General features: G+C 69.6%; 15 protein-coding genes. 5 read left to right on the top strand and 10 right to left on the bottom strand.

From position 1 onward, the window contains the following. Nucleotide 1: 1 nt before the first annotated feature. The 6 genes from P3T37_RS33665 to P3T37_RS33640 form a co-directional block, all read right to left on the bottom strand. Nucleotides 2-679, bottom strand: a complete 678-nt coding sequence (locus tag P3T37_RS33665) for a class I SAM-dependent methyltransferase (RefSeq protein ID WP_280727741.1) — start codon at nt 677-679, stop codon at nt 2-4. Then, entirely contained in the window at nt 676-1,419 is a 744-nt protein-coding gene (locus tag P3T37_RS33660) for a phosphotransferase (protein WP_280727740.1), read from the bottom strand. Before P3T37_RS33660 ends, P3T37_RS33665 begins: the two co-directional genes overlap by 4 nt. A gap of 76 nt (nt 1,420-1,495) precedes the next feature. Then, nucleotides 1,496-1,921 carry a hypothetical protein gene (locus P3T37_RS33655; RefSeq protein WP_280727739.1) on the bottom strand — a complete coding sequence of 142 codons (426 nt, stop codon included), beginning with the start codon at nt 1,919-1,921 and terminating at the stop codon, nt 1,496-1,498. Nucleotides 1,922-2,029: 108 nt separating this feature from the next. Continuing rightward, nucleotides 2,030-2,554, bottom strand: a complete 525-nt coding sequence (locus P3T37_RS33650) for a pyridoxamine 5'-phosphate oxidase family protein (RefSeq protein ID WP_280727738.1) — start codon at nt 2,552-2,554, stop codon at nt 2,030-2,032. Nucleotides 2,555-2,757: 203 nt separating this feature from the next. Next, nucleotides 2,758-3,711, bottom strand: a complete 954-nt coding sequence (locus P3T37_RS33645) for a pirin family protein (RefSeq protein ID WP_280727737.1) — start codon at nt 3,709-3,711, stop codon at nt 2,758-2,760. A gap of 220 nt (nt 3,712-3,931) precedes the next feature. After that, entirely contained in the window at nt 3,932-4,396 is a 465-nt protein-coding gene (locus P3T37_RS33640) for an SseB family protein (RefSeq protein WP_280727785.1), read from the bottom strand. Between the two features lie 319 nt (nt 4,397-4,715). Here P3T37_RS33640 and P3T37_RS33635 point away from each other — a divergent pair, with 319 nt between their 5' ends. Next, on the top strand, nt 4,716-6,545 hold the full coding sequence (locus tag P3T37_RS33635) for an acyl-CoA dehydrogenase (protein ID WP_280727736.1): 1,830 nt from the start codon (nt 4,716-4,718) through the stop codon (nt 6,543-6,545). 271 nt (nt 6,546-6,816) lie between these two features. Then, entirely contained in the window at nt 6,817-8,121 is a 1,305-nt protein-coding gene (locus tag P3T37_RS33630; RefSeq protein ID WP_280727735.1) for a M18 family aminopeptidase, read from the top strand. 55 nt (nt 8,122-8,176) lie between these two features. Here P3T37_RS33630 and P3T37_RS33625 read toward each other — a convergent pair whose 3' ends face one another. Continuing rightward, a complete protein-coding gene (locus P3T37_RS33625; protein ID WP_280727734.1) occupies nt 8,177-10,003 on the bottom strand; it encodes an NHL domain-containing thioredoxin family protein in 1,827 nt (608 codons plus the stop codon). A gap of 88 nt (nt 10,004-10,091) precedes the next feature. On the opposite strand from P3T37_RS33625, the gene P3T37_RS33620 reads away from it, so the two are divergent. Continuing rightward, complete coding sequence (locus P3T37_RS33620; RefSeq protein ID WP_280727733.1) at nt 10,092-10,796, top strand: hypothetical protein; 705 nt, start codon at nt 10,092-10,094, stop codon at nt 10,794-10,796. An 87-nt stretch (nt 10,797-10,883) separates the two neighbouring features. On the opposite strand, the gene P3T37_RS33615 is transcribed toward P3T37_RS33620, so the two are convergent. After that, entirely contained in the window at nt 10,884-11,129 is a 246-nt protein-coding gene (locus tag P3T37_RS33615; RefSeq protein WP_280727732.1) for a hypothetical protein, read from the bottom strand. Between the two features lie 245 nt (nt 11,130-11,374). Beyond that, nucleotides 11,375-11,512: a hypothetical protein gene (locus P3T37_RS33610; protein WP_280727731.1), complete on the bottom strand. Its 138-nt coding sequence runs from the start codon at nt 11,510-11,512 to the stop codon at nt 11,375-11,377. 204 nt (nt 11,513-11,716) lie between these two features. On the opposite strand from P3T37_RS33610, the gene P3T37_RS33605 reads away from it, so the two are divergent. Both P3T37_RS33605 and P3T37_RS33600 read left to right on the top strand, forming a co-directional pair. Beyond that, nucleotides 11,717-12,784, top strand: coding sequence for an acyltransferase (locus P3T37_RS33605; protein WP_280727730.1), 1,068 nt, complete (start codon nt 11,717-11,719; stop codon nt 12,782-12,784). 95 nt (nt 12,785-12,879) lie between these two features. Then, nucleotides 12,880-13,365: an LURP-one-related family protein gene (locus P3T37_RS33600; RefSeq protein WP_280727784.1), complete on the top strand. Its 486-nt coding sequence runs from the start codon at nt 12,880-12,882 to the stop codon at nt 13,363-13,365. Between the two features lie 38 nt (nt 13,366-13,403). On the opposite strand, the gene P3T37_RS33595 is transcribed toward P3T37_RS33600, so the two are convergent. Continuing rightward, the gene (locus tag P3T37_RS33595; protein ID WP_280727729.1) at nt 13,404-14,006 is read right to left on the bottom strand and encodes a GNAT family protein; all 603 of its coding nucleotides are present in this window, start codon (nt 14,004-14,006) and stop codon (nt 13,404-13,406) included. Nucleotides 14,007-14,185 lie beyond the last annotated feature (179 nt).

Below are 14,185 nucleotides of genomic sequence, written 5' to 3'. Positions count from 1 at the left end.
ATCAGGCGTGCCCCGAGGACGCCTCGGGCTTCCTCGCCAGCAGGCACGCATGCCGTCGCCGCATCCCCTCGTCCGGTTCCTGGAGCACCCGCGTGGTGACGACGAGACCGGCCTCGCCCAGCAGTTGGGCGAGCCGGTCGAGCGGCAGCAGGTGCGACTCGTAGGACACCGGGTGACTGCCGTACGCCTGCGTCGGACGCACGTGCTCGTCGTCCCCGACGTAGCCGGCCAGCATCAGCCGGCCACCGGGGGCCAGCGTGCGGTGGAACTCGGCGAACACCGTCGGCAGCCACTGCGGCGGAGTGTGGTGGGTGGAGTAGTGGGCCAGGATGCCGCCGAGTTCGCCGTCCCCGAGGTCCAGCGCGGTCATCGATCCCACGGCGAAGTGCAGTTCCGGGTAGGCCTCTTGGGCCAGAGAGATCATCGTCGGCGACAGGTCGACGCCGAAGGCGGACACCCCCAGCGCGGCCAGGTACGCCGTCAGGTGCCCGGGGCCGCATCCCAGGTCCGCGACCGGTCCGCGATCGGCGGAGGCCTGCACGAGTTCGGCGAAGGCGGCCAGCATCGCACGTGCCAGGGGGTCCAACGCGCCTGGGGCATTGACGAGTTCGGCGTAGTCGGCGGCGACGGTGTCGTACGACTGCCGGACGGCGGCCAGGTAGGTGGGTTCCTCGGTCATGCGTGGCCCAGGAGTTCGTCGCGCCGGCCCAGTGCCCAGGAGCGTTCTTCCTCGATCTCCGGGATGAAGTCCTGGCGCAGGAACGAGGCCCAGGGATCCTCGCCGAGTGGGCCCAGGCGGGCGATCCGCTGGGTCTCGTCCCGCTGCAACCGGGCCAGGGCGTCGAGGACATCGGCCGGGTCCGCGCCGTAGGCAGCGCACAGCAGGTGGAGCCGTCGCGCGAGCGGTGCGCCGGCCTGGCCGTAGCCGACCCTGCGCTGGCGGTCGGGAAGGCGCAGCGGCACGCTGTACCAGGCCAGTTGCGCGAGATCGTCCAGGGCGTCGCCGGGGATGGCCAGATCCCAGTCGATGAAACCCACCAACTGGTCGTCCGCCCAGACCGAGTTCCAGCTGGTGAGGTCTCCATGGCGCATGATCAGCCCGGGTCGCCAGCGGGCCTCGCCGTCGCACCACACGGCCTGCGGTGAGGGCCGGAAGTCGCGTACGGCCTCGTGGTAGTCGCGCAGCCACCGTCCGAGCGCACGTACGCCCTCGTCGGCGAGGAGTGCCTGCGGCCACGGGTACAGCCCGACCTCGCCGTGCAGCAGCGACACGACCTCCTCGCCCTGCTCGGGGTCGCCACCCAGCACGCGCGGCGCGCCGGAGAATCCGACCCGTTCGAGGTGGCGCAGCAGTTCGTGCACCGCGGGGGTCCACGCGCGCCAGGGCCGGCGGATGGTCTCGCCTTCACGGCGTACCATCGAGAGGCCGCCCCGCATTGATTCGCCGTCCTGGATCACGGCAGAACCCTACAGACGTCCCCTCGGGCTCACCCGCCTATTTCCAGGCCTCACCGGCCCCGAAGTCGACCGTGACGTACACCGAAGCCATCAACTCGTCCTCCGCTGTATGAGCGTTCACCAGCACCACGTACCTCCCCTCCCGGGCGTCGCCCAGCAGCGAGCGCAGCGGTGGAAAGGCGATCGCCACCGGTCCCGGGGCGATGTAGTGCTGCCACTCCGACACCGATCCGCTCGCCTGGAGCTCCTTCAGCAGGTCGAAGGTGTGCGCGACCAGCTTCACCCGCCCGAGCCTGACGGTGACGTCGAGATACGCGCCGTCCTCCAACATCCGCTGCGCATCCGCGTTGATGACGATCTGCGTGTGCCGAGGGTCGGCGGGCGGATCGGGCTGCATCTCCACCGACCTGACCACCATCAGGTCGTCCGGCCCGCCTGCGTCACTCCAGTTCCACGTTGCCACGGTGTGCGCTCCGTTTCCTGCGCCATGCCCGGCGCTCCGCGCCTTGCGGTGACGGCAGCATTACCAGCGATGCGGCGCCGGAACCCAACGCGCCGTCAGGTTTGCCCCTCAGTCGGCGAACCGCCATCGGGTCGCACCATGGGGTTCGCGGGACGCGACGCCGAAGACGGTGCTGATCCGCATCCGGTACAGATGCCACGGCGGCGGGCCGGCGCTGGGGGCACTGAAAGGCGCGGTGAGCCCGTCACCCTCCACCTGGGCGGGCCACCCCGCCTCCCGATAGATGGCCGACAGCTTCTTCAGCGTCTCCTCGTCGGTGACCCGCGCGGCCTCACCCTCGGCCACGATGTCGATGTCCTCCAGCCGCACCGAGAACGTGCACGCCGGATTCGCCGCCAGATTGCGGGCCTTGCGCGCATCGGGGCTGCTGGTGAAGTACAGGTCGGCGTCGAGCCACACGGCCCCGACGCCCGCGGCGCACGGACGTCCGTCCGGCCTGACCGTCCCGAGGAAGGACGTGACGGCCGGGCTCGGCATCGCGGTGCCCAGCGCTCGGTCGGCCCTGCTCCACGGCAGCGGCGGGTTGCCGTAGCGGTCGAGGTTGGTCTCCTCGACGGGTTCCCTGGCGGTCATCGTCCATCACCCCTTCGGGCGACGGTCCCGGTCGCCCTGAGCCACGGTCAGATCGCCTTCCAACATCTCACGGAAGCTAGAAGCCGCTCTTCAGCGACACAACTTCCGCAGCCGCTCTGTGCGACCGGGTGACCGTTCCGGCAGCGCCGGCCAACCGGAACGATCACCCGAGTCCTTGCCGCGTCGGTGCCACCCGCCAGGGCTTATGCAGTCGGGATGGTCCCCAGACGCCCGGCCTGGAAGTCCTCCATCGCCTGCTGGAGCTCGCGGTGACTGTTCATCACGAACGGACCGTAGTGAGCCACCGGCTCCCGGATCGGCTCGCCGCCGAGGAGCACCACCTCGAAGTTGGCGTTGCGGGAGTCCTGCGTGTCGTCGGCCCGGATGGTGAGGGAGTCGCCCTCGCCGAAGACGACGGACTGTCCCCGGTGGAACGGGCGCCGCTCGATGCCGGCCGAGCCGCTGCCGGCGAGGCCGTACGCCAGGGCGTTGAAGTCGGGCCGCCAGGGCAGCGTTATCTGGGCGCCGGGGTTCACGGACACGTGGATCATCGTGATGGGCGTGTGCGTGGCGCCGGGGCCCTGGTGGCCCGCGATGTCACCGGCGATGAGTCGGACGAGCGCGCCGCCGTCCGCCGAGGCGAGCAGCTTCACGTTCTTGCCGCGGATGTCCTGGTACTTCGGGGCGATCATCTTGTCCGCGGCCGGCAGGTTCACCCAGAGCTGCAACCCGTGGAACAGGCCGCCGGACATGACCAGCGACTCCGGCGGGCTCTCGATGTGCAGGAGTCCGGAGCCGGCCGTCATCCACTGGGTGTCCCCGTCGCTGATGACTCCGCCGCCACCGTGCGAGTCCTGGTGGACGAAGGTGCCGTCGAGCAGGTAGGTGACCGTCTCGAAGCCGCGGTGCGGGTGCCAGGGGGTGCCCTTGGGCTCACCGGCCGCGTAATCCACCTCGCCCATCTGGTCCATCATGATGAACGGGTCGAGGTACTTCTGGTTGATCTTCGCGAACGCCCGGCGGACCGGGAACCCCTCACCCTCGAAGCCCTCGGGTGCGGTGGAAACCGCCAGGACCGGCCGATGCGTCGTGACGGTGGGGTCGGGGGTGGCGACGCGCGGGAGGGTCAGCGGGTTGTCGACGGTCACGGCGGGCATGTCGGCCTCCTTCGGGAGTCTGTGGCCTACATCCAGGAGATTAGTTCAATCATCAACAAGAAGCAAGTTGAAACTTCAACCATATGGAGACGAGAGCGCTGCTCCAAGATGAGAGCAGTGCTCTCGTTGGAGCGCGGTGCACGCAAAAGAGCGGCGATCTGAATCAAGAGCACTGCTCTCGATTGTGATCACCGCTCCAGTCGGCCGGGTCGCCAGACCCTCAGCCGTACATCCGCCGCATCGTGAAGTCGACCATCTGCTCGACCGCCTTGGCGTCGAACACCATCCGGTGCTCGCCCTCCATGTCCAGCGCGAAGCCGTACCCGGTCGGCAGCAGGTCCAGCACCTCGGCACCGGAGACGGTGAAGTGCTTCGACTCCTTGCCCGCGTAGCGCCGCAGCTCCTTGAGCGAGCTGAACATCGGGATCACCGGCGTCGGGGTGTTGTGCAGTGCCAGGAAGCCGGGCCGCTCACCGCGCGGGCAGTGCACCTTCGAGGTGATGAAGATGGCCTGGAAGTCCTCCACCGGCATCGACCCGGTGGTGAAGGCCCGCACGGCGTCCGCCAGCGAGGGCGGCGAGGGCTCGGGGTAGAGCGACTGACCGGCGGACTGCGGCTGCTCGCCGTATCCTCCGACCCCGCCGGCGCCGCCGCCCTGTCCGTCGTAGCCCGGCTGTCCGTACATGCCGTTCATACCCTGCTGCCCCGCCTGCTGGTAGGGGTCGCCGGGGTAGCCGCCGTTCGCGCCGGGTGCGCTCTGCTCGTAGCCGTACACACGGACAGGCTAGCGGGCCCGGACCTCCTTGTGCGGCGGCCGATGCGGACAAGGCGCGCTGGGATGTGACTGTCGGGACGTGACTACGTTCACGTCGGATTAACGCCGAAGGGGTTGAAGAAGTTACTAACCGGTAGCATCATGATGTCTACTGGCGGGTAAGGGCGTCCGGATACGGAACGACGCACCCGGAAGCGACGAACCGAAGCGACGAACCGGAGAAACGGCCATGGGTCACTACAAGTCCAACCTGCGGGACGTGGAGTTCAACCTCTTCGAGGTGTTCGGTCGCGACCAGGTGTACGGCACCGGTCCGTTCGCCGACATGGACGTCGACACCGCGAAGAACATCCTGAGCGAGATCTCGCGCCTGGCGGAGAACGACCTTGCCGCCTCGTTCGCCGAGACCGACCGTACCCCGCCGGTCTTCGACCCGGAGACCAACACCGCGCCGATCCCGGCCGCGTTCAAGAAGAGCTACCAGGCCTACATGGACGCCGAGTGGTGGCGCCTGGGCATCCCGGAGGCGATCGGCGGCCAGGTCACCCCGTCCTCGCTGATCTGGGCCTACGCCGAGCAGATCCTCGGCTCGAACCCGGCCATCTGGATGTACTCCTCCGGCCCGGCCTTCGCCGGCGTCGTCTACGAGGAGGGCACCGAGGAGCAGGCCAAGGTCGCCAAGCTGATGGTCGACCGCCAGTGGGGCGCCACCATGGTGCTGACCGAGCCCGACGCGGGCTCCGACGTCGGCGCCGGCCGCACCAAGGCGATCAAGCAGGACGACGGCAGCTGGCACATCGAGGGTGTGAAGCGCTTCATCACCTCGGGCGAGCACGACATGTCCGAGAACATCATCCACCTGGTGCTGGCCCGCCCCGAGGGCGGCAAGCCCGGCACCAAGGGCCTGGGCCTCTACATCGTCCCGAAGTTCGACTTCGACTGGGAGACCGGCGAGCTCGGCGAGCGCAACGGTGCCTACGCCACCAACGTCGAGCACAAGATGGGCCTCAAGGCGTCCAACACCTGCGAGATGACCTTCGGCGCCAAGCACCCGGCCAAGGGCTGGCTGGTCGGCGAGAGCGTCGACGGCATCCGCCAGATGTTCAAGATCATCGAGTTCGCCCGGATGATGGTCGGCACGAAGGCCATCGCCACCCTCTCCACCGGCTACCTGAACGCGCTGGAGTACGCCAAGGAGCGCGTGCAGGGCGCCGACATCTCCAACTTCATGGACAAGGCCGCCCCCCGCGTCACCATCACCAACCACCCGGACGTCCGCCGCTCGCTGATGACGCAGAAGGCGTACGCCGAGGGCATGCGCGCCCTGGTGCTCTACACCGCCTCGGTCCAGGACGACCTGCTCGCCGCCCGCCTGCGCGGCGAGGAGGACAAGGCCGCCGAGAGCCTGAACGACCTGCTGCTGCCGATCGTCAAGGGCTACGGCTCGGAGAAGTCCTACGAGCAGCTCGCCCAGTCCCTGCAGACCTTCGGTGGCTCCGGCTTCCTGCAGGAGTACCCGATCGAGCAGTACATCCGGGACGCCAAGATCGACACCCTCTACGAGGGCACCACCGCGATCCAGGGCCTGGACTTCTTCTTCCGCAAGATCGTCAAGGACGGCGGCCAGGCGCTCACCTCGGTCTCCGAGCAGATCCAGAAGTTCCTCGCTGCCGGTGAGGGCGGCGACGCCCTGGCGGCCGAGCGCGAGCTGCTCGCCAAGGCGGCCGGCGACCTGGAGGCCATCGTCGGCAAGCTGCTCGCCGACCTGTCCTCGGTCGAGCAGGACGTCAAGAACATGTACAAGGTGGGCCTCAACACCACCCGCCTGCTGATGGTCTCCGGCGACGTGGTGATCGGCTGGCTGCTGCTGCGTCAGGCCGCCGTCGCCCTCGCCAAGCTGGAGGCCGGCGCTTCCGCCAAGGACGTCGCCTTCTACCAGGGCAAGGTCGCCGCGGGCCGCTTCTTCGCCCGCAACATCCTGCCGACGATCACGCCGCAGCGCCTGATCGCCGAGGGTGTCGACAACGAGATCATGGACCTGGCCGAAGAGGCGTTCTAGTCCTCCGTCAGGTCCGTCGGACCGCCTGACCCACCCTCACCCGGAGGGGGCCCTGCGCACAGCGCTCGGCCCCCTCCGGGCTTTTCGTGCCCGCCGCGGGTGCCCGCTGCGGGTGCCCGCGCCGGGTGATCGCGACGGGCGGTTCCGGTCGGTGCTCGGAGTGTGATGACCCGATCGGACGTTTGACAGTCCTGTCGGTGTACGGGCATATGCTCAGGGATGGGAAGCCCCTCCCCACCGGCTCTCCGCAATCCCTCGACCCAGGAGCAGCATGTCGACCGCCGACCGACCGGTCTACTTCGACCGGACTCACACCGACGACCTGATCACCTATCTGGCGGCTGCCCCGTCCCCGTACCACGCGGTGGCCGGTGCGGCCGAGCGGCTCGAGAAGGCGGGCTTCCGCCAGGTCGCGGAGACCGACGCGTGGGAGGGCACGGCCGGTGGGCGGTACGTCATCCGAGGCGGCGCGCTGATCGCCTGGTATGTGCCGGAAGGGGCCCGGCCGGAGACGCCGTTCCGCGTGGTCGGGACGCACACCGACTCGCCCAACCTGCGGGTCAAGCCGGTCCCCGACACCGGCTCGGCCGGCTGGCGGCAGGTGGCGGTGGAGATCTACGGCGGCGTGCCGCTGAACACCTGGCTCGACCGTGACCTGGGGCTGTCCGGTCGACTGGTGCTGCGCGACGGGTCGACGCGGCTGGTGCAGCTGGACGAGGCGCTGCTGAGGGTTCCGCAGCTGGCGATCCACCTCGACCGCCAGGTCAACGACGGCCTGAAGCTGGACAAGCAGCGCCATCTGACGCCGATTTGGGGTATCGGCCAGGTGGACGAGGGGTCGCTCATCTCCTACGTCGCCGAGCGTGCCGGAGTGGACGCTTCCGATGTGGCGGGCTGGGATCTGATGACCCATGACGTCCAGGCGCCGTCCTACCTGGGCAAGGACCGCGACCTGCTGGCGGCCCCGCGACTGGACAACCTGCTCTCGGTGCACGCGGCCACCGCCGCACTCGCCGCGGCCGTCACCGCGGGGGGCGCCAAGCTGCCGTACATCCCGGTGCTCGCGGCCTTCGACCACGAGGAGACGGGCAGCGAGTCGGACACCGGCGCACAGGGCCCGCTGCTGGGCAACGTGCTCGACCGCAGCGTCTTCGCGCGCGGCGGTACGGCGGAGGACCGCGCCCGGGCGCTGGCCGGCACGATCTGCCTCTCCTCGGACATGGGCCACGCCGTCCACCCGAACTACAGCGAGCGGCACGAGCCCGGCCACCAGCCGATGCCCAACGGCGGCCCGATGCTCAAGGTCAACGTCAACAACCGCTACGCGACGGACGGCGTCGGGCGGGCCGTCTTCGCCGCCGCCTGCGAGCGGGCCGGCGTGCCGTGGCAGACCTTCGTCTCCAACAACGCGATGCCCTGCGGCACGACGATCGGCCCGATCACCGCCGCCCGCCTCGGTATCACCACGGTGGACTGCGGCATCGCGGCGCTCTCCATGCACTCGTCCCGCGAGCTCTGCGGCGCCGACGACCCGTACCTGCTGGCCAGTGCGATCAAGGCGTTCCTGGAGGGCTGACCGGCCCACCGGCGCGAGGGGGCGGTACCCGCACGGGTACCGCCCCCTCGCTGCGTCACTCCATCCCGGCCAGCACCAGCGGCAGCCGGGTCGCGCCACCGGCGACCAGCTTCACCGGCACGCCCCAGTCCTGCTGGTGCACGTGGCAGGCCGGGTACTCGATCTCGGGGTCGTCGTCGCAGGACGCGGCCATCGCCGAGACGTGCAGAACGCCCTCGGTCACCTGGTCCGAGAGCACCAGCTCACGAACGAGAGCACTGTCCGCGCCGGAGCCCGAGACGAGCAGCTCCGGCGGGGTCGAGCTGACCAGCAGCCGGGTCGACGGACCGTAGCGCTCGTCCAGCTTCTGGCCGCTGGGCGCGGAGAAGACCACGTCCAGCTGGAACGTGCCGGGGGCCACCTCGGTCGCCGCGCGCTGGGTGCGGTGGGCGACGGACTCGACGCGCACCGCCTCCTCGGGCAGCCGCAGCCGGGTCAGCCGGTGCCGGGCCGACTCCACCACCACGATGTCGCCGTCCACCAGTACGGCGCCCGAGGGCTCGCGCAGGTCGGTGGCCAGCGTGCTGACCTCGCCGCTGGCCGGATCGAAGCGGCGCAGCGCGTGGTTGTAGGTGTCCGCGATCGCCACCGAGCCGTCGGGCAGCACGGTGACGCCGAGCGGGTGCTGGAGCAGGGCCTGGTCGGCCGCGCCGTCGCGGTGTCCGAAGTCGAACAGCCCGCTGCCCACCGGCGAGGTCACCAGGCCGGTTTCACGTGAAACAGCGCGTAGCGCCGAGGTCTCCGAATCCGCCACCCAGAGCGTCCCGCCGTCCGCCGAGACCGCCAGGCCGGAGGGCTGCGCGAACCAGGCCTCCGCCACCGGACCGTCCACCAGACCCTCGTTGGTCGTCCCGGCGGCGACGCCCACGGTCCGCGCCACGGCGTCGTACGCCCAGAGCTGGTGCACACCGGCCATCGCGATCCACACCCGGCCGTCGAACCAGGCGACGTCCCACGGCGAGGAGAGGTCCACCTCGCGGGCGGCGCCCTCGGTCGCCGAGCCCTGCCACCACTGCCGACCGGTCCCCGCGAGCGTGGTCACCGAACCGTCCGCGAGCCGCACGCCGCGCAGCGCGTGGTTCACCGTGTCGGCCACCACCACGTCGTAGTCCAGCCCCAGGTCGGCCGGGACCAGGGCCAGTCCCTGCGGCTCACTGAACCGCGCGCTGTCGGCCGGGCCGTCCACCAGCCCGCGCACCCCGTCGCCGATCCGCCGCAGCACGCTCTCGCCGTCCTCGGCCAGCTCGACCAGCGAGTGGTGACCGGAGTCGGCGACCAGGAAGCCGCCGCCGGGCAGCCGGACCGCCTTGCCCGGGAACTTCAGCTCCCCGGCCTGCGGCTCGGGCGCCACGTACGGGCCGTCCCCGCGCCGCAGCGTGCCCTTGGCCGCGTGCTCGGCCTCCAGCTCTTCCACCAGCCGCTCGATCGCGTGCGCATGCCCCTCACCCGCGTGCTGGGCGACCACGTACCCTTCGGGGTCGATCACCACCAGCGTCGGCCACGCCCGCACCGCGTACTGCTTCCAGGTCACCAGCTCGGGGTCGTCCAGCACCGGGTGCGCCACCTCGTACCGGGCCACCGCGTCCACCACGGCCTGGTGGTCCGCCTCATGGACGAACTTCGGCGAGTGCACCCCCACGATCACCACGGTGTCGCGGTGCTTCTCCTCCAGCTCCCGCAGCTCGTCCAGGACATGGAGGCAGTTGATACAGCAGAAGGTCCAGAAGTCTACAACGACGCACTTACCTCGTAGGTCGGCAAGAGTGAGGTCCTTGCCGCCGGTGTTGAGCCAACCACCGGAGCCGACCAGTTCAGGGGCGCGAACGCGTGCACGAGAAGCCATGTCCTCATCCAACCCCATCGGGCTGGGGAAGCATTCCGGCTGCCTCGGTCTACGCTGCGGTGCGAATCTTGCGACAGGGGAGAGGCAGATGGCTGTGAACGGGACCGAGATGCCTGCGGGGGCAGTGCAGGGATTCATGGCGCTGCCGGAGCGTACGGAGGACGGAGAGCAGCCGTTCCTACGATGCCTGGCGGATGTGGTCCGGGTGCTTGGGCTCGATGTTGCTCCGGAGTCGGATGCCGGTGATCGGCGGACGTGGGAGCACCGAGCTCGGGCGGCGCTGCGCGAGGCTTGCCACCAAGGGCTGATCGTTTCCGAGGCATCCTTCGACGCGCTGATGAAGGCTGCCGTCCACGACCCCAATCCGAGCTTCAACCGGCAGTTCGTCGAGCCGGCCCTGAACGCGTTCGGGCACTGGCGCGTCCAGTCCGCGCTGCTCGACTACCTGCGGACGGGCGCCGACCAGGAACGGGCGGGCGCTGCGCGGGCCTGGTACTGGTCTGCTCTGCCCCTCCGGCTTTCCCAGGTGAGGGCGGAGAGCCAGGGCACAGAGAGCCAGGCAGAGCCCGACGACCGATCCGTCGTCGTGCGTGAGTGGTACGACACTGCGCTGCGAGAGTTCGTGAGCAATGAGGATCTGGACGTCCGGCGGTGCATCCTCCCTGGATTGCCTCTCCGGCAGTCGGCGTTCCCACCCGAGCTACATGACCTCGTGGAGGCGGCGGTGGCGATCGCTCGGTCTCATCCCGATGAGTACATCCGCCACCGCGTGGAGCACCAGGTCCGCGACTGATCCGCCGCTGTGGGGCGTGACTGTGCATCAGATGCCGTGTCCCACCCCGTCGGGCCGCAGAAGCAGTCCGGGAGCGGGAGTGACGGGTCAGCCACCTATCGCGCGAGCGGCGCTGGTCTCCACGATCTCCCTGGCGACCAGCAGCGGGGTATCAGCCCATCCGAGCAGCGCCTTCGTGACCGCGATCGCCGGGATGATGCTTGTCCCGCGCTGGACGAGGAGGGCTTGCACCGCCTCCATCCCACTGCGCGCGAGCACGGGTCGGCACTCTTCGACCAGTACGGTCCACTTCGCGGCGACCTCGGGTTGTAGCCCGGTGACGTTCTCGAACATGGCATTCCTCCCCCTCGTGAACGAGCGACCCCACCGACTGCGAGCCGATCGATTCCAGTCGTCACGGCTCCTGCGGGATTCTCGCAATCCTTGCGCTGAGACGCTGATCATTTTCAGCGGGTTACGGGCGTCGCTGCTGGTTGGCCGTGCGCACGTCTCGCAGCAGCCGTGCCCGCCGCGCGTGCTCCTCGGGGCCAAGAGGTCGGTCGGTGTGCTCCTCGGGCGTCAGCGGGGCGCGTGGCGCTTCAAAGCCTCCGGGAGTGGCAGTCGGCGATGACGATCTTCCCCCGGAAGTCCGCCAGGGTCAGATCCTTACCGCCGGTGTTCAGCCAACCACCGGCGCCGACCAGTTCAGGGGCGCGTACGCGTGCACGAGAAGCCATGCCCACATCCAACCCCATCGGGCTGTGGACGCATTCCGCTCGGCCTCGGAGTTCGGACGGGGACGATCTTCAGCTGAACGTGTTAGCGTGCCGCCCGTGCCAAGTTCAGGTAATACGACAACACTTCCTGGTTCCCTTGGCCCAGGGGTAGTCCGTCCGAGAGCGTCGACTCCGGACGGGGTCTCGACGACGTCCGGGCGTCCGGTGTCGCTCCCCTCGCTGACGGGGCTGCGGTGGACCGCGGCGCTGCTGGTGTTCCTCTTCCACGTGAACCTCGTGCAGTACTTCGGCGGCCGTGCCGGCAGCCTGGTGAACTGGGCGTTCTCGGCGGGCGATACCGGGGTCTCGTTCTTCTTCATGCTGTCCGGGTTCGTGCTGGCCTGGTCCTCGCCGGGCCGCACCGGGATCGCGAAGTTCTGGCGGCGGCGGTTGGCCCGGGTCTATCCGCTGCACGTGGTGACGGCCCTGCTCGCGCTGGCGATGGCCTTCACCTTCGCGCCGATGACCAAGCCGCTGCACACGCAGCTGGCGGCGAACCTGCTGATGGTCCAGTCCTGGTTCCCGGACTTCGGCTTCTACCAGAGCGTGAACCCGGTCAGCTGGTCGCTGGCCTGCGAGGCGTTCTTCTACTTCCTGTTCCCGGTGCTCCTGTGGTGCCTGCGGCGGGTGGGCTGGCGCGGGAACCTCATCGTCGCCGCGCTCAGCACGGCGACGGTGCTGGTGATGCCGATGCTGATCCACCACCTGTCGCTGTCGACCGACTTCACCTGGACCATCTACTACTTCCCGCTGCTGCGGCTGCCGGAGTTCGTGCTCGGCATCGCGCTGGCCGAGGTGGTCCGGGCCGGGCGCTGGCGCGGTCCGGGGCTGGCGGTCTCGCTGATCCTGGCCGTGTTCGGCTACTTCCTGACCAGCCAGGTCGACTACGGCTACCAGTTCACGGCGTGCACGGTGATCGGGTTCGCCGCGCTGATCGCCGCGGCCGCGACGGCCGACCTCAGGGGGGAGCCGTCCCCGTGGCGCGGTCGGCTCATGGTCAAGCTGGGCGAGATCTCCTTCGCCTTCTACATGATCCACCTGCTGGTGATGCGGACCGGCGAGTACGCGTTCCGCTCGCACCCCAAGGAGCACTGGCCGATGGGCCTGGCCGTGACGGCGGCAGCGTTCGCGATCGCGCTGAGCCTGGCCTGGCTGCTGCACACCTACGTCGAGGGACCCGGGCGACGGCTGATGCTGCGCAGCTGGGGTCGCCGCGCCGCCGTCCGACACTAGGGCCCGCCGCAGGCGCCGTGGTCCGCTCGGATCGCGGCGCCGTGGCCCAGGATGTCCCGTGACAGGTGGCAATCCACGACGGGAGCGAGCGCGTGATCAAGTACAAGGTCAGGGAGCGGGTCTTCGGGATCGGCGACGACCACTGGATCGAGGACGAGCACGGCCACAAGGCGTTCCTGGTGGACGGCAAGGTGCTGCGGATCCGGGAGACCTTCGAGCTCAAGGACGACAGCGGCCGGGTGGTGGCCGTGATCCGCAAGAAGGCGCTCGCGGTCCGCGACGCGATGCGGATCGAGGACGCGCACGGCGGCACGGTCGCCACCGTGCGCCGCAAGCTCTTCTCGCCGATCCGCCACAGCTACTACGCGGAGCTGCACGGCGGTGGGGAGCTGGAGATCCACGGCGACCTGGTCGGCAAGGAGTACACGGTCGAGTCGGACGGCCACAAGATCGCCGAGGTCTCCCGCTCGTGGTTCCGGATCCGCGACCACTACGGCGTGCGGATCGCCGACGGCGCCGACACCCCGCTGCTGCTGGCCATCGCGGTCTGCGTGGAGCACCTGGTGGCGGAGGACGACTGAGGCGAGGCCTTCAGGTCGTGACCGGCCGGGGTGCGGCTCTATCCGCCGGCGAGCCGTGCGGTCAGGCGCTGTCGGGCGGCCGGCCACTCGTCGGCGAGCATCGAGAAGTAGACGCTGTCGCGCCAGGTTCCGTCGGCGCGGCGGCGCTCGCGGCGGTGGGTGCCCTCGTAGTGGGCGCCCAGGCGGCGGATGGCGTTCTGCGAGCGTTCGTTGCGGTGGTCGGTCTTCCACATCACCCGGCCCATGCCCAGCTCCTCGAAGGCGTGGACGAGCAGCAGCAGCTTGGACTCGGTGTTCACGGCGGTGCGCCAGGCCGCGCGCCCGTACCAGGTCCAGCCGATCTCCAGCCACTCGTCGTGCGGGTTGATCTGCCGGTAGGTGGTCCAGCCGACCGCGCGGCCGGTGTCCAGCCGGATGACGGCGAAGGCGATGCTCTCGCCGCGCTCGACCTCGCCGAGCACGCCGTCCAGCAGGGCGCCGAGCTCCTGTTCGGTCTGCGGGGCCGAGCCGGACAGCCAGCGCCAGACCTCCTCGTCCGCGCCGCCGGCCGCGAAGAGGTCGGGCAGGTGGTCGCGGCTGAGCGGTTCGAGGCGGACGTGCCGGCCGGTCAGGGTGACGGGGACGGGATGCTTCGCAGTCATGACTGGAAAAATAGCCCCTGATTGAACTAGGGGCAACTGATATCTGCATTAGTGCAAAGAGGGAAACGAGAAGGCCCCGCCGGGCTTGGGTTCCAGGGGTCGTCGCAACACCACTGGTTCTAGGTGGTGAGTAGATCACGTAGACGCTCGGCTGGGGTATCCCAGTCGAGCGTCTTGCG

Source organism: Kitasatospora sp. MAA4, from assembly GCF_029893355.1.
Lineage (GTDB): Bacteria > Actinomycetota > Actinomycetes > Streptomycetales > Streptomycetaceae > Kitasatospora.
Note: the sequence above shows the minus strand (reverse complement) of the source record. Positions and strands in the feature narration are given on the sequence as shown.

Coding starts and splice junctions, on each gene's coding strand:
- P3T37_RS33665 (WP_280727741.1), bottom strand. CDS start 679: ATGACCGAGGAACCCACCTACCTGGCCGCCGTCCGGCAGTCGTACGAC.
- P3T37_RS33660 (WP_280727740.1), bottom strand. CDS start 1,419: ATGGTACGCCGTGAAGGCGAGACCATCCGCCGGCCCTGGCGCGCGTGG.
- P3T37_RS33650 (WP_280727738.1), bottom strand. CDS start 2,554: ATGACCGCCAGGGAACCCGTCGAGGAGACCAACCTCGACCGCTACGGC.
- P3T37_RS33645 (WP_280727737.1), bottom strand. CDS start 3,711: ATGCCCGCCGTGACCGTCGACAACCCGCTGACCCTCCCGCGCGTCGCC.
- P3T37_RS33640 (WP_280727785.1), bottom strand. CDS start 4,396: ATGTACGGACAGCCGGGCTACGACGGACAGGGCGGCGGCGCCGGCGGG.
- P3T37_RS33635 (WP_280727736.1), top strand. CDS start 4,716: ATGGGTCACTACAAGTCCAACCTGCGGGACGTGGAGTTCAACCTCTTC.
- P3T37_RS33630 (WP_280727735.1), top strand. CDS start 6,817: ATGTCGACCGCCGACCGACCGGTCTACTTCGACCGGACTCACACCGAC.
- P3T37_RS33625 (WP_280727734.1), bottom strand. CDS start 10,003: ATGGCTTCTCGTGCACGCGTTCGCGCCCCTGAACTGGTCGGCTCCGGT.
- P3T37_RS33620 (WP_280727733.1), top strand. CDS start 10,092: ATGGCTGTGAACGGGACCGAGATGCCTGCGGGGGCAGTGCAGGGATTC.
- P3T37_RS33615 (WP_280727732.1), bottom strand. CDS start 11,129: ATGTTCGAGAACGTCACCGGGCTACAACCCGAGGTCGCCGCGAAGTGG.
- P3T37_RS33610 (WP_280727731.1), bottom strand. CDS start 11,512: ATGGCTTCTCGTGCACGCGTACGCGCCCCTGAACTGGTCGGCGCCGGT.
- P3T37_RS33595 (WP_280727729.1), bottom strand. CDS start 14,006: ATGACTGCGAAGCATCCCGTCCCCGTCACCCTGACCGGCCGGCACGTC.